At 50.4% G+C, this 14,261-nt stretch carries 15 protein-coding genes; 5 read left to right on the forward strand and 10 right to left on the reverse strand.

All coding sequences use genetic code 11. The features are described from left to right. Positions 1-123: 123 nt before the first annotated feature. The 3 genes from secA (at position 124) to mutT (ending at position 4,696) form a co-directional block, all read left to right on the forward strand. Entirely contained in the window at positions 124-2,868 is a 2,745-nt protein-coding gene (gene secA / locus ACXAFI_RS04170) for a preprotein translocase subunit SecA (RefSeq protein ID WP_475107795.1), read from the forward strand. A gap of 217 nt (positions 2,869-3,085) precedes the next feature. Beyond that, a complete protein-coding gene (gene argJ / locus ACXAFI_RS04175; RefSeq protein WP_475107796.1) occupies positions 3,086-4,288 on the forward strand; it encodes a bifunctional glutamate N-acetyltransferase/amino-acid acetyltransferase ArgJ in 1,203 nt (400 codons plus the stop codon). Positions 4,289-4,297: 9 nt separating this feature from the next. Continuing rightward, on the forward strand, positions 4,298-4,696 hold the full coding sequence (gene mutT, locus ACXAFI_RS04180; protein ID WP_475107797.1) for an 8-oxo-dGTP diphosphatase MutT: 399 nt from the start codon (positions 4,298-4,300) through the stop codon (positions 4,694-4,696). 65 nt (positions 4,697-4,761) lie between these two features. Here the strand turns inward: mutT and yacG are convergent, their stop codons facing one another. The 5 genes from yacG to pilB form a co-directional block, all read right to left on the reverse strand. Continuing rightward, positions 4,762-4,977 (reverse strand): DNA gyrase inhibitor YacG, encoded by a 216-nt coding sequence (gene yacG / locus ACXAFI_RS04185; RefSeq protein WP_152454506.1) that lies wholly within the window; start codon positions 4,975-4,977, stop codon positions 4,762-4,764. Positions 4,978-5,051: 74 nt separating this feature from the next. Beyond that, positions 5,052-5,648 carry a dephospho-CoA kinase gene (gene coaE / locus ACXAFI_RS04190; RefSeq protein ID WP_475107798.1) on the reverse strand — a complete coding sequence of 199 codons (597 nt, stop codon included), beginning with the start codon at positions 5,646-5,648 and terminating at the stop codon, positions 5,052-5,054. Positions 5,649-5,780: 132 nt separating this feature from the next. After that, complete coding sequence (locus ACXAFI_RS04195) at positions 5,781-6,659, reverse strand: prepilin peptidase (protein WP_475107799.1); 879 nt, start codon at positions 6,657-6,659, stop codon at positions 5,781-5,783. A 6-nt stretch (positions 6,660-6,665) separates the two neighbouring features. Continuing rightward, a complete protein-coding gene (locus tag ACXAFI_RS04200) occupies positions 6,666-7,880 on the reverse strand; it encodes a type II secretion system F family protein (RefSeq protein WP_475107800.1) in 1,215 nt (404 codons plus the stop codon). 151 nt (positions 7,881-8,031) lie between these two features. After that, entirely contained in the window at positions 8,032-9,744 is a 1,713-nt protein-coding gene (pilB, locus tag ACXAFI_RS04205; RefSeq protein WP_475107801.1) for a type IV-A pilus assembly ATPase PilB, read from the reverse strand. Positions 9,745-10,119: 375 nt separating this feature from the next. Here pilB and ACXAFI_RS04210 point away from each other — a divergent pair, with 375 nt between their 5' ends. Beyond that, positions 10,120-10,533 carry a pilin gene (locus tag ACXAFI_RS04210; RefSeq protein ID WP_475107802.1) on the forward strand — a complete coding sequence of 138 codons (414 nt, stop codon included), beginning with the start codon at positions 10,120-10,122 and terminating at the stop codon, positions 10,531-10,533. Positions 10,534-10,646: 113 nt separating this feature from the next. Here the strand turns inward: ACXAFI_RS04210 and ACXAFI_RS04215 are convergent, their stop codons facing one another. Continuing rightward, complete coding sequence (locus ACXAFI_RS04215; RefSeq protein ID WP_475107803.1) at positions 10,647-10,913, reverse strand: hypothetical protein; 267 nt, start codon at positions 10,911-10,913, stop codon at positions 10,647-10,649. A 117-nt stretch (positions 10,914-11,030) separates the two neighbouring features. After that, positions 11,031-11,378, reverse strand: a complete 348-nt coding sequence (locus ACXAFI_RS04220) for an IS30 family transposase (protein WP_475107804.1) — start codon at positions 11,376-11,378, stop codon at positions 11,031-11,033. A 44-nt stretch (positions 11,379-11,422) separates the two neighbouring features. Between ACXAFI_RS04220 and ACXAFI_RS04225 the strand changes: the two genes are divergently transcribed. Next, positions 11,423-11,572, forward strand: coding sequence for a hypothetical protein (locus tag ACXAFI_RS04225; protein WP_475107805.1), 150 nt, complete (start codon positions 11,423-11,425; stop codon positions 11,570-11,572). Between the two features lie 156 nt (positions 11,573-11,728). Here the strand turns inward: ACXAFI_RS04225 and ACXAFI_RS04230 are convergent, their stop codons facing one another. From ACXAFI_RS04230 to imuA, 3 genes are all read right to left on the reverse strand, one after another. Further along, the gene (locus ACXAFI_RS04230) at positions 11,729-11,932 is read right to left on the reverse strand and encodes a hypothetical protein (RefSeq protein ID WP_475109794.1); all 204 of its coding nucleotides are present in this window, start codon (positions 11,930-11,932) and stop codon (positions 11,729-11,731) included. Between the two features lie 438 nt (positions 11,933-12,370). Then, positions 12,371-13,549 carry a Y-family DNA polymerase gene (locus tag ACXAFI_RS04235; RefSeq protein WP_475107806.1) on the reverse strand — a complete coding sequence of 393 codons (1,179 nt, stop codon included), beginning with the start codon at positions 13,547-13,549 and terminating at the stop codon, positions 12,371-12,373. A 12-nt stretch (positions 13,550-13,561) separates the two neighbouring features. After that, positions 13,562-14,260 carry a translesion DNA synthesis-associated protein ImuA gene (gene imuA, locus ACXAFI_RS04240; RefSeq protein WP_475107807.1) on the reverse strand — a complete coding sequence of 233 codons (699 nt, stop codon included), beginning with the start codon at positions 14,258-14,260 and terminating at the stop codon, positions 13,562-13,564. Position 14,261: the final 1 nt, after the last annotated feature.

A 14,261-nucleotide genomic window follows, 5' to 3' on the forward strand; every position in this document is an offset into this window, starting at 1 on the left:
CATAAGAGTTGCCAGCGCTTGCGCCTTCCTGTTTACTTGCACCCCTCGCATAAAGGAGTGTCGGTGCAATATCTGCCCAGCATTAGCGCCGACAGCGCACATAAGATAAGTGGTTTCTAGATAATGATTGGCAAACTGATTAAATCGGTCTTTGGTACAAAAAATGACCGCGAGCTGAAGCGCATGCGACGCATCGTGGAGAAAGTCAACGCGCTGGAAGAGGATTTCCAGAAGCTGGACGATGCAGCTCTTCGCGCCAAAACAGAAGAGTTTAAAAAGCGTATTGCAGATGGGGAAACTCTGGACCAGCTGCTGCCCGAAGCCTTCGCAGCAGTGCGTGAAGCAGGCCGCCGTACAATGGGTATGCGCCACTTCGATGTACAGCTGATTGGGGGTATGACGCTGCACGAAGGTCGCATCGCAGAGATGCGTACCGGTGAAGGTAAAACCCTGGTGGCGACATTACCGGCCTATCTGAACGCCCTGGAAGGTAAGGGTGTGCATATTGTGACGGTCAATGATTACCTGGCATCGCGGGATGCCAACTGGATGCGCCCGGTTTATGAATTCCTCGGCTTGACGGTGGGAGTGATTGTTTCCCAGCAGCATCCGGACGATAAGAAGGCCGCCTATCAGGCTGATATCACCTACGGCACCAACAATGAATTCGGTTTCGACTACCTGCGTGACAATATGGTGTTGCGCAAGGAAGATCGCACCCAGCGCCCGCAAAACTTCGCCATCGTGGATGAGGTGGACTCCATCCTGATCGATGAGGCGCGTACCCCGCTAATTATTTCCGGTGCAGCGGAAGATTCCTCTCACTTGTACCTGGCCATGAACAAGCTGATTCCGCAGCTCGAACGTGCCGAGGAAGGCGGTGAGGGACACTACACAGTTGATGAGAAGACCCGCCAGGTAGAGCTGACTGAGCAGGGCCACCAGCTGGTGGAGGAGTTGTTGTCCCGCAGCGGCCTGATGAAGGAAGACCAGTCTCTTTATGCGCCCGGTAACCTAGGTCTGTTACACCATGTACATGCTGCACTGCGCGCCCAGGTGCTATTTAACCGGGATGTGGACTATATCGTGCAAAATGGCCAGGTCGTGCTGATCGATGAGCACACCGGCCGCACTATGCCTGGCCGTCGCCTCTCAGAAGGTTTACACCAGGCATTGGAAGCTAAGGAAAATGTTCAGATCCAGAGTGAGAGCCAGACGCTGGCTTCCACTACTTTCCAAAACCTGTTCCGTTTCTATCCGAAGCTTTCCGGTATGACCGGTACCGCTGATACCGAGGCGTTTGAATTCCAGCAGATTTATGGTCTGGATGTGGTGGTGATCCCCACCAATAAAGATATTCAGCGGGATGACCTCAACGACCTGGTCTACCTGAGCAAAGAAGAGAAGATGGAAGCCATTATCGAGGACATTAAGTTCTGCCGTGAAAAGCAGGCGCCGATCCTCGTGGGTACCGCTTCTATCGAGACTTCCGAAGAAATGTCGCACATGCTGCAGAAGGCGGGTATCCAGCACCAGGTGCTAAACGCCAAGTACCATGAACGCGAAGCGCATATCATTGCTCAGGCTGGTCGCCCCGGTACGGTCACCATCGCCACCAATATGGCTGGTCGTGGTACCGATATTGTGCTGGGTGGTAACTGGGAGGCCGAAGCGGAAGCTCTGGCCCAGGAAAAAGGCAGCGCCTTGAGTGAGGCGGAAGTAGCCAAGGTGAAAGAGGAGTGGAAGAAGCGCCACGAGCTGGTGATCGAAGCTGGCGGCTTACACATTATCGGCACCGAGCGCCACGAATCCCGTCGTATCGATAACCAGTTGCGTGGCCGTGCCGGGCGTCAGGGTGACCCGGGTGTAACTCGTTTCTACCTGTCTTTAGAAGATAACCTGATGCGTATCTTCGCCTCCGACCGGGTGAAGAATTTTATGCAGATGCTGGGTATGGAGCGCGGTGAGGCTATTGAGCACCGCATGGTTTCCAATGCAATTGAAAAAGCCCAGCGCCGCGTGGAAGGGCGCAACTTCGATATCCGCAAACAATTGCTGGAATACGATGATGTGGCCAACGATCAGCGTCAGGTGATTTACAGTCAGCGCAATGAGCTGCTCGAAGCCGATCAGATCAGCGATACCATCAACGCGATTCGCGAAGACGTTGTGAATGAAATTATCTCGGCTTCAGTCCCGCCACAAAGTGTTGAGGAGCAGTGGGATATCCCGGCGCTGGAGCAGCAGCTGGCCGGCGAGCTGGGCGTTGAGCTACCTATCCAAAAATGGCTGGATGAAGACCGCAACCTGCACGAGGAAACGCTGCGCGAGAAGGTTGTTGCCGAAGCTCAAGCCGCTTACGCCACCAAGGTGGAGCGTATCAGTGAATCCTCCGGCGACGCCAACCTGATGCCAACCGTGGAGCGTCAGATCATGTTGCAGGTGCTGGATCAGCTGTGGAAAGAGCATCTCTCCAGCATGGATCACCTGAGAGCGGGTATTGGCTTGCGCGCTTACGCCAACAAGAATCCCAAGCAGGAGTTCAAGCGCGAGTCATTCCACCTGTTCCAGAGCATGTTGGAAAATCTCAAGCACGAAGTGGTGCGCATTCTCGCCCATGTGGAACCCATGACCCGCGAGCAAATGGACGAACTGGAGCAGCGCCGTTTGGAAGAGCAGCGCAAACAGCAGCTGGAGCTTCAGCACGCCGAGGCCTCGGCTCTACCAGAGAGTGAACCTCAGCAGCAGGCGGCCCCGGCTCCAGAGCGCCGCGGACCAAAGGTTGGCCGTAATGACCCATGCCCCTGCGGTTCCGGCAAGAAGTACAAGCAGTGCCACGGCAAGCTGGCCTCCTCTACCCAGAGCTGATAACTCTCTGATCGTAGTGGCGCCAACAAGAAATACCCCGCTTTACGCGGGGTATTTTTTTAATCTGATAATAAATATTCTGCGGGTTTATGTTTTTTATCCGCATTAAGTGCGGATAATTCTTGCCTCAGCGGGGCCAGAACCTAATAATGACGCTTTTCTTCCTAAGGCGAGCTTTTATTAAAGCAGCCGAAGCCGGTGCTTAAGTTGAACCGTTATGCCTGAATCACTACTTCCTCCTGTAAAAGGGGTTCGCCTTGCCAGTGTGCCTGCCAAGATCAAAAATTGGTCCCGTGATGACCTGTTGTTAATAGAGGTTGCCGAAGGCGCATCGGTCTCGGCCACCTTTACCCAGAACAGCTTCTGCGCCGCACCGGTCTTGGTAGCCAAAGAGCATATCGGACAGGGAAATATCCGTGCCCTGCTGGTGAATGCCGGTAATGCCAACGCGGCCACTGGTGAGCGCGGTCTAAGCGACGCCAGGGCCTGCTGTGCGGCAGTGGCCGAAGCGATGAATGTTCGGGCAGAGCAGGTATTGCCTTTTAGTACCGGCGTTATCGGCGAGCATCTACCCTTGCAGCGATTACTGGATGCCATCCCCACAGCCGCGACTGAGCTTATCGAAAGCGGATGGGGGCGGGCGGCAAAAACCATTATGACTACGGATACTCGTCCGAAAACTGCCAAGCGCTTCCTGAATATTGGCGGTGAAAAAATTACGGTCGTGGGGATCGCCAAGGGTTCCGGCATGATTCAGCCAAATATGGCGACCATGCTCGCCTATGTCGCCACCGATGCCAGCATCGCCCAGCCATTGCTGGATCGAATGGTGAAGGAGGCCGTTAATGCTTCCTTTAATCGTGTCAGCGTGGATGGTGATACCTCAACCAATGATGCCTGCGTGCTGATCGCCAGTGGAGCGACGGGCAAGCCTATCAATAGTCCCGCTGACGAGGGTTACAGCGAATTGATGCAAGCCATCACTCAGGTGCATATCGAGCTGGCCAAAGAGGTGGTTAGGGACGGAGAAGGAGCCACTAAATTTGTCACTGTGCAGGTGGAGGGGGCAGAGAGTCGTGATGAGGCTCTTAACGTCGCCTTCGAGGTGGGTAACTCTCCCCTGGTAAAGACGGCACTCTACGCTTCAGATCCTAACTGGGGTCGCTTGGTGATGGCGATTGGTAATGTACTGCCGAACGGCTTGGATACCGGCAAGGTCAATATTTACTTGGACACTGTACAAGTCGTGGAGGCCGGAGGCCGCTCTGCTAACTACCGGGAAGAGCAGGGCGAACAGGTGTTTTCCCAACCTGAGTTTACCATTCGCATAGAACTGGGCCGCGGTAACGCTAGTGAGCATATTTGGACCTGTGACTTCTCTCATGAGTATGTCACGATTAACGCCGAATACCGCACCTGAGGAGTTGTTGTGAGCCGTGTGATTCATGTTGCTGTTGGTGTTGTTCGTCGCAGTGACGGCAAAATTTTAATTGCCCGACGCCCCGATCATTTGCATATGGGCGGGCGCTGGGAATTCCCTGGTGGCAAGGTGGAGGCAGGGGAAAGCATACAGCAGGCTCTGACCCGTGAGCTTTACGAAGAGGTCGCGATTGAGGTGCAACAGCTACAGCCCCTGCTGAAAATTCAGCATGACTATGCAGAAAAAACCGTACTTCTCGATACCTGGCAGGTAACGGCATTTGCCGGTGAGGCCCAGGGACGCGAAGGACAGGAGACCGCCTGGGTGGCGGTAAAGGAACTAAAGAATTATCAGTTCCCAGATGCCAACCAGGCGATTATTGAGGCCATCGAGGCTGCGGAAGCTTAAATCGAGCACGCCTATGTAAAGTCTTGGCAGAGTCTTGTGCATAGGCTGCAATCATAGATCTGGACTTAATGGCGCTGCTTGCTCGGGTCCAGGTCGTCACTCAAAACATCATCGTAGATTGGCTCACCCGGAATCTTGTGTCCCTCACTGGCCCACTCGCCCAAGTCGATTAGCTTACAGCGCTCACTGCAAAAAGGTTTAAAGGGGAACTTATCGCTCCATTCGATGGGCTTTTTGCAGGTGGGGCAATTTAAAGTCGGGGCTTCTTTGGGTTTGGACATAGTAGGTTTGGGTACAACTTTTTCGATGTGATAGTTAGTTTCTGAGCAGGCTACTTTTTAATCGTAGAGTCGCGCTATGGCTTCGCCAATTGCAAATACTTCTGATGTAAAGCTTCTATTTGGCTGCGCAATTCCGCCAAGCCTGCGGTATTGTCCAGCACATCGTCGGCCTTGGCCAGGCGTTCCTGCCTGCTGAGTTGTGCCGCCATGATTTTGCGGATCTGTTCCGGGTGATTGACATCCCTAGCACTGGCCCTCTCCAATTGTAAACTTTCCGGCAAGTCCACCACGCAGATTCTATCTACCAACTCATACTGGCCGGACTCGATGAGTAGTGGCGACTCCAGTATTGCGTAGGGGCTGGTGCTTTGTTCCAGGGAGTTGATAATCTCTTCGCGAATTAGTGGGTGTAGCAGCCTCTCTAACCAGGTCCGCTCCTCAGAATTATCAAACACTAAGGCGCGTAGCTGAGCCCGGTCCAGCTCGCCATTTTCCAGCAAGACATTCGCTCCGAAATGCTGAGCTATCTGCTCTAGCGCAGGCCTACCTGGTTGTACGACCACCCGGGCGGCCCAGTCCGCATCCACCACATGAATACCCAGTTCACGGAAGTATCCTGCGGCAGCCGACTTGCCACTGCCTATGCCTCCAGTTAAGCCTACTCGAAACAATGGATTGTCTCCCTGGGGAAAAAATTGGGGCTAAAAACAAGAAACCCGGCTATTTAGTAGCCGGGTTAATGGTAATTCACTGGCTCTATAAAGGGTAATTGGATTGGAAAATAGTCAGATAGCGCTGGCTGACTACAGACCGGAAAAACTCAGGTACCAACCGACAATCTGCTCACCCCACAGCATGGCAATCCAACCGGCACCGGCTAGATAAGGACCAAAGGCAATCGGCAGATTGCGATCCCGCCCAACCGCCAGACTCCAGGATATACCGGCAATAGCGCCCACAGCGGCAGAGAGCAAAATCACCAGCGGCAGCATCTGCCAGCCAAACCAAGCACCGATAGCCGCGAGAATCTTAAAATCCCCAGCTCCCATCCCCTCTTTGCTAGTAACCAGCTTAAAGATATGAAACACTAACCAGAGGGAAAGATAACCGGCAATAGCCCCAATAACGGCATCTTGCAGCGGGACAAAAACTCCCCACAGATTTATCAGTAGGCCACCCCAGAGTAGAGGTAAGGTAATACTGTCTGGCAATAGCTGTTTATCGAAGTCGATACCAGTAAGCGCCACCAAAGCCCAGGTAAAGACACAGCCTGCCAGCGCCTGCCAGGTAAAGCCCAGTTGCCAAACTACCACCGCGGTGAGAATGCCAGTGGCCAGCTCAACTAAGGGGTAGCGCTTGGAAATAGGTGTACCGCAAGAACCGCATTTACCGCGTAAAAGCAGATAGCTGATTACAGGGATGTTTTGCCAGGGCTTAATCTCGATTTTACATTTTGGGCAGTGGGAGTTGGGTAGTACTAGATTAAAAGGCTTCTCTAGCTCCTCCTGTTCTTTGGCATCTGGTTTGGTATTGAAGTAGCTATAAAAATCCCGCTTGTATTCGCGCTCCATCATTATTGGCAGGCGAAGGATTACTACATTGAGGAAGCTGCCTATCACGAGGCCTAAGATAAAAGCGCTGCCTAGTAGCAGCGCTGGGTAATTAGAAAGATATTCAAGCATGGATAACTAAACTACTTTGCCGAGCTGGAAAATCGGAAGATACATGGCGATAAGCAGGCCGCCGACTAATACGCCGAGAATAGACATAATCATTGGTTCAAGAAGGGTGGTTAAATTATCAACGGCATTGTCAACAGCTTCTTCATAGAAGTCTGCCGCCTTACTCAGCATCTCATCCAGCGCTCCAGATTCCTCACCAATGGAGGTCATTTGCACCAGCATTACAGGGTAGAGCCCAGATTGGCGCATGGCACTATTTAAAGGGATACCCGTTGCAACAGAGTCTCTGATTTTAAAGGTTGCAGACTCGTAAACACAATTTCCCGTTGCCCCGGCAACTGACTTTAAGGCATCTATCAGAGGAACACCTGCAGCAAAGGTAGTGGATAGAGTTCTTGCAAACCTTGCTGCAATCGAATTATAAGTAATGGGGCCAAGTATGGGCAGTTTTAGAATTAGCTTATCGAAAAACTGAGCAACGGCTTTGTTGCGTTTTTTGGCTTCTATAGTTCCGCCGACTACGAGCACAACTCCGATTAAAGCCATAAACCAATAGGCCTGCATCCACTCGGAAATACCAACGACGAACTGGGTAAATGCAGGCAGCTCGGCACCGAAGCCAGAAAAAGTTTCTGCAAATTGGGGGACTACTTTTATCAAGAGAATAGAAGTTACGATAATTGCCACTACAATGACTGCGAGAGGGTAGGTCATTGCTTTTCTAATTTTTGCCTTAAGAGATTCTGTTTTCTCTTTATAAGTGGCGATACGATCGAGCATAGTTTCAAGGGCGCCGGATTGTTCACCTGACGCAACGAGGTTGCAAAATAAATTGTCGAAATATAGAGGGTGCTTACGTAATGCATCGGCAAAAGCGGTACCTGAGGCAACATCATCTCGGATTTTGAAAATTAGGTCTTTTAATCCTTGATTGTCTAAGCCATCGGCAACAATTTCGAAGCTCTGCACCAGGGGAACGCCAGCCTTCATCATGGTAGCTAGCTGCCGGGTAAATAGGGCGATATCTGCGGCCTTTACTTTCTTTTTGCCACCGCCAAATAGTGGCTTGGGCTTTTTCTGTACGCGGCTGGCTATAATACCCTGCTTGCGAAGCTGAGCCTTTACCAGCGCAGGGCTGGTACCATTGATCTCACCTTGAACCTTAGCCCCTTTGCTATCCACACCTTTGTAGATATATGCGACTGCTGCGGCATTGGCCATACTTTTTATCCTGATTCTTTCGTTGGCTGGACTTACGCCATGCCTGGTATCTATCTTGCTCTTGAGAGTCCAGAAACTCAGAGGCAAGCTGAGCAAACTACTTCCTTAGCATCATTGCAGGTTAGAACTCGGAGAGGTCGGCCTCTCGAGTTTAATCATTGGTCACTCTGTTCGCTTCCTCCAGGCTGGTAATACCCATTACTACTTTGCGCAGTGCCGAAGTTCTTAGATTGTTAAAGCCCTCTTTACGGGCTTGATCAGCAATCTGAATAGAGTTGCCGCCCTCCATTATAATTCTGGAGATACCATCGGTGATGCGAACCACTTCATACACGCCTACACGACCCTTATAGCCTTTGGAGCAGTGTTCACAACCAACCGGCTGGAAAAGTGTCCATTCGCTTTTGGGGATGCTCACAGTAGAGAAACCCTCGGCTTCTAACACCTCATTCGGTAGGGTGATAGCCTTTTTACATTCACTGCATAGGCGTCGGGCTAGGCGCTGGGCGATAATAACACTGACCGAAGTTGCAATATTAAAAGTGGGAACACCCATATTCATTAGACGTGTGAGAGTTTCTGGGGCCGAATTGGTATGCAGGGTAGAGAGCACCAAGTGCCCGGTTTGCGCTGCCTTAATAGCTATCTCGGCGGTCTCCAGATCCCGAATCTCCCCCACCATCACAATATCAGGGTCTTGCCGCAGGAATGAGCGTAGTGCTTCGGCAAAGTTAAGCCCCACCTTATTGGACACGTTCACCTGATTAATGCCCTCTAGGTTGATTTCAACGGGATCTTCTGCGGTAGAAATATTGCGCTCGGCAGTATTGAGTATATTGAGGCCGGTATAGAGGGAAACCGTCTTGCCCGAACCAGTGGGGCCGGTAACCAGAATCATCCCCTGAGGTTGAGCCAGGGCATCCATATAGATTTTCTTTTGCTCGTCTTCGTAGCCGAGGGCATCAATCCCCAGTTTTGCCGAAGAGGGGTCGAGAATCCGTAGAACAATTTTTTCCCCCCATAGTGTAGGCAGACTATTTACCCGGAAGTCGATCGCCTTGGTTTTGGAAAGTTTCATCTTAATCCGACCATCTTGCGGAACCCGCCGCTCAGAAATATCCATCTTGGACATCACTTTCAAGCGAGCAGAAAGCCGTGTTGCTAACTGAATCGGAGGCCTGGCAATTTCATGGAGCACACCATCAGTGCGAAAGCGCACCCGGTAAGACTTTTCGTAGGGTTCAAAGTGGATATCGGAAGCACCGGTGCGAATAGCGTCAAGAAGAACTTTATTGACAAAGCGAACAACTGGGGCTTCGTCTCCTCCCGGCTCTCTTTCATCATCGGATTCAGATTCGCTTTCGCCAACATTGAGCGAGTCTAGCTCTTCATCATCAATACCTTCTAGACCACCCCCGATGTCTCCGCCATCAGAGAGGTAGCTCTCTATCGCCTTGCCTAGCTTGTCAGCTTCTACTAAAACCGCGTCTGTACTGAGACCGGTATTGAAGTTGATCTCGTCCAGCCCCGCCAGGTTGGTAGGATCTGCGACAGCAATAAAGAGGCGATTTCCGCGCTTATATAAGGGAAGGGCGAAATGTTTGCTGATCAGCTTCTCGTCGACCACCCCTTTGGGGATCATCTCGAAGTTGTAACTGCCGAGGTCAAAGAGTGCTGTGCCAAAGGCAAGGGAGGCAATGTTGGCAAGCTCTCGGCTTTTCACGAGTTTGGCTTCCACTGCATGCTGAGCAAAACTCTGCCCTGCGCGCTGGGCTGCCTTCTGTACGGAGGCGGCGGTGGTTTCGTCAAGGATTTGGTCGGCTACCAAGCGTTTTGCCAAGCCGCTAAGAGGGGAGCTAGTCATGCGAGAAACCACTATTGCTGTGCTGTTGATCTAACCAGAGATCTTTACTGTTTATTTTTAAGTCTAAAGATATTTATGGCAAGTGTGTCAAAATTGGGGCAAATATAGCGAATAAAGTTTGTTGAGCCAATGAGGGTGTTGCAAGTCTTTGAGGGGCTCCCTTGATGTCCAAAGGTGACATTTTTTGTCAAATAATTCGTCTAAATGTCAACGATTTTTAATGGGCCTTCATAAAATCACGTGACAGTGATTTGCATCCCATTTGTAACCGTGCCTTTCTGTCTTGTCTTGCCAAACTTGGCACAAACCTTGTATCTTGTTTGACGACTTCCTCACGGGATTCACTTTTTTAAAGTCTGTATGGAGACGGTTACAATGAAAAAGCAACAGGGTTTTACTCTTATTGAATTGATGATCGTAGTAGCGATTATCGGTATATTGGCTGCAGTAGCGATTCCGGCGTATCGTGAGTATGTTGCTACTTCTCACGGTTCTGCTGCAATGAAGGGCGTAGCGAGTTTTGTTACCAAGGCCCAAGCTTGTATCCAAACTGGTATTGGTTGCGGCAGCTTGAACGCAGAAATCGGACAGGTCGATGAGCTTGTGACAGGCTCTGGAAATGATATTGCTCAGGATACTCAAGATACTTTGGTTTGGGATGACGATGCTTGTACTGTAACTGCAACTATTGATCAGAATGGAGCTCTTACTTATACAGCAGCTGCGACCGTCGGTGCTACTGCTGCTAATGATGACCAGTGTCAGGAAGGTGCAGGCCTTGCAGATTAATAGATGACTTTATATAAGGATCGTAATTGTTTCTACAATTTGCCTTATGTAAAGTAGAATAAAAGCTCCACAAGTGTGGAGCTTTTTATGTTTGAAATGTGATTCTTATAGTTTTAATTTTTGTTTGCTTTATATTTATACGCTTGCATTTTTAGTGAAAATTTCTCACTAATTGTATTTCTTGCCAGTTTATAAAAGAAATTTTCTGTGCGACCAAGTGAGCTATCGGCTTTCTCGTAATTGATCTTCTTGATTGGCTTGAACAGTTCCCCTGACCTCCGGAATACACCTTTTTTAAGTTTTGATTTGTGGCGCTCCTGGTGCTTTCCCCAAAGAATAATATTTATTATACCGTTTTCATCCTCCAATGTGAGAAACATTACTCCGAAAGCATCTCCTGGCTTCTGGAGGCAAGTAACCAGACCGATGAATGCTACTTGTTTTCCATTGTTACAATAAGCAATTTCTTGTGCAGAGATATGTTTTCGAGATTGTTCCTAGATTGTCAGCATAAGTAGCACATGTTTGCATACCAAAAATTCTAGTAGGCTCAAGTAATTTATCATCTTCCTAGGTCGAGTGCTGATTCGAAACGCTGCATCATCAATACAGCTTTTTGGTACCTTGCCAATTTCCACTACTTTTGGGAAGACGCGTCTCAAGAGACCATTAGTATTTTCGTTCAGCCCTCGCTCCCAGGAGTGGCATGGTTTCGCAAAATATACTTTACACCCTAGTTTCTGCGCAATCGGCTGGTGACCGGCAAATTCTCCTCCATTATCGACGGTTATGGTTTTGCAAATGGCTTGATATGGCTTCAGCAGCCGCTTGATTGCTCGACTCACTGTTTTCTTGCTCTTATTTGGGGCTCTGCGAGTGAGCAATAACTTTGAAACTCGTCAATCAGTGTCACCAGATCGCCATCTTGGCCATCAACCGTATCGCCCTCCCAGTGACCGACCTCAGTGTTTTCATCAACAATCGTAGGTCTTTGGTCAATATCTATGTGCCCTGGAATAAGCTTTATGCCAGCCTCTGAGTTTACCCGTTTACGATAAGGTTTACTCTTCCTTGGCAGACGCGACCTCCAGTTAAGTCGACTGATCCAGCGGTAAATTGTTGAACAGCTAACTGTTTTTGTGCACCACTCAAGCCGCATTCGCTCAGCTATTTGTTCAGGGCTTGCATTTTTTAGCTAGTGCTTGACTTGTACCTGCATGGCAAAGTCGAGCTTGGTGTGCTTGAGAGTTCCGTGTCGCCGTTGCAGCGTCTGACGGTGGGCACTCTCGGCACAGTAAGGACTGCAACGATGAAGTTCGCGAGAGATTGTCTTATTGGATCGATGGGGGCGTTGTGTAATGGCACGAGCTGGATAGTCCTGTCCCTTAAGGGCCTCAATCTGATTGTTCTTTCAAGATCAGCTGGTTGGTACGGGTTCCCATGAGATTCCTGGCTTGTTTGTGTGGAAGCTTACCAGCCTGCAGCCAGCTGGCCTCTCTCGCTATCGCTAAGTGTGTTGGTTATTGTGAGAATCTAGGAATTAATCGTCCCCAACTCTGATATAAAAAGTTAGAGAAGTAAGATTTTAATATTTCGCCATTCCGGCTGGAGCCAGGAGTTCAGGGTTTGAGGGTTAACTATAAAAATTATTCCTCAGCTTGCGATCCTGAAAAAAACAGTAAGGTTCGCCTTGGGAAAATAGTTTATCACTGTTTTCTAACTTGCGTGAACGAGTCCGCAGCCAGTTTCGGCTGGACGCTTTAATGGACTTAATTTTTTAGTCCTTAGAATTACCCTCTTATAATAGAGGGACGCAGTTTGCCAAACCTGCACTGGCTTAGCTTTCTTTGAACGCAATTGCTGAGATAGCTTGGCGGCCAAGGCGGCCTTTTAACTTGTCTAAAAGTTGTTGGCTACGATGGGCTTGGCTGTCACTTCCAAATAAATTATTGCCCGCTAACTCTTTCTTTAGTGGTACCAGTTGGTTGCAGTTTAAGCTTATCGACTGTACGGGATGCTTTAAGGGTAAATTTCTCAATCGCAGTATGGTTAGGGCTATCAGGCGCTGGGGCTCTAACCGTGGGGTCGATATTTCTACAGTTATTGTCTCGGTATTACCCTGGCCAAAGCCCAGTTGCCAGTGCAATTTCTGAGTGTAGAGTTGTCGACGTTGCAGTTGTGAATAGAGCTCTCGCAATAATCGCCCGACAGGGGAAAGCAGTTGTTCGCTGCTATTCAGCGGGTTGGGGAGAAATAATTTGCTGTTAAATTGTGCTGTGGGTTGATAGTGACAAACTGAGTCCCGGCGGCTGCCATTGAGGCGGGCCAGGTAGTCGACAAATGAGCGCCCAAAGCTAGAGCCCACCTCTGACAAGGGGATGGCGAGCAGTTGGCTGACTCTTGTTAGGCCGCAGGCGTAGAGTTTGGAAATGGTTTTATTATCGCAGTCGAGTAATTTGCTTGGAGCCAAACTTATCCACTGTTTCCACTGTTGGGGGCTGGGCGGGATACATGTCTGTAAAAGCCACTGGCGGTGCTCTGCTAATTGGCTCAGCAGGTGTGCGGCACTGGGGCTGTGGCTGAGCCCCATTATGCTATCAATCCCCATCAGCTTAAGCTCACTGCGGAGCTGCTCTATCAATGCTTTGAAGCCGCCGTTAGCCGTCAAGCAGCCGCTCAACTCTAGATAAAGGAGAGCTGCTGTGCTTTCCCCGCTGCTTGCGGGTTTCGCCGGCTGGAGCGAGACGACCGGTGTAAAACTGTAGCCCCACTGGGCCAGTTGCTGCAACTGTAGTTGTTCTCGTTGGGCATCGCGGTTTAATAACTGTAGATCAGCGCAGAGATTACATGCGGTTGCGATGTTCAGGCCGTTCACAATTCCACACTGGGCTGCGGCCAGGTTATGCTCGATAACCAGCTGCTTTTCAACGACGACTTGCGGAGTCGAGTTCTCTGCCTGCGCGCGAGTAAGCACCTCCAGGGGGAGTTTGGGGAACTGCATACAGAGCCAGAGCATAGGATAACCTGATTAGTGTAGTGGTTGGTCGCGGAGGACCAGTCTCGCACGCCTGGCTAAATAGAGATTCTGACCACGGGCACCCCCGAGCTGCTTCAGGAGTTTGAGAGCCAACTGCCCATCAGATTTGAGCTGCACACGTAGGCTGGCGGGTGAAGGGTTGGCAGATTCGCTTTGCGGGCGAAACAGGAAGTGCAGGCAGCCGCTTTCTTCGGCGGATTGCTGCAGGCGCTGTAGCTCTCGATAACTTATCGACTGATTGCCCTGCCAGCTCAAAACTGCACTACAGCCACCGGATTGTAGAGATTGCTCTATGGCCCAGAGGCAGTCTCTCTTGTCGCGGGGGTGGATTAATATTAGGTGCTCCAGCTGGACACCATGCTGGGTAAGCTCTGTGGCACAGGGGGTAAATGGGGGTTTGATGAGAATCACCATCTCTCCCTTTTGCGTTAGCTCAGCCAGTATGGGTAGTAAGAGCTCCAGCTCGTTGGAGTTTGACTGGCCGACAAGTAATTCAGTAGTAGCCCCGCGCGGCCAGCCGTGGTCTTTGAGTAGGGCGTCCAAGCTAGCAAAACCGGTGGCTGCGCCTGGGCTCTGGGGTTCATTGGCTGCCTGGGAGACTTCCCTGCCTCTAAAGTGACGCAGTCGGATTGAGGGGCTGGTTTGGCAGTCCAAGTGATTGTTTTGTAAGGGATTTTTAGCTCTATTCACA

The organism is Microbulbifer sp. ABH2_005, from assembly GCF_056160005.1.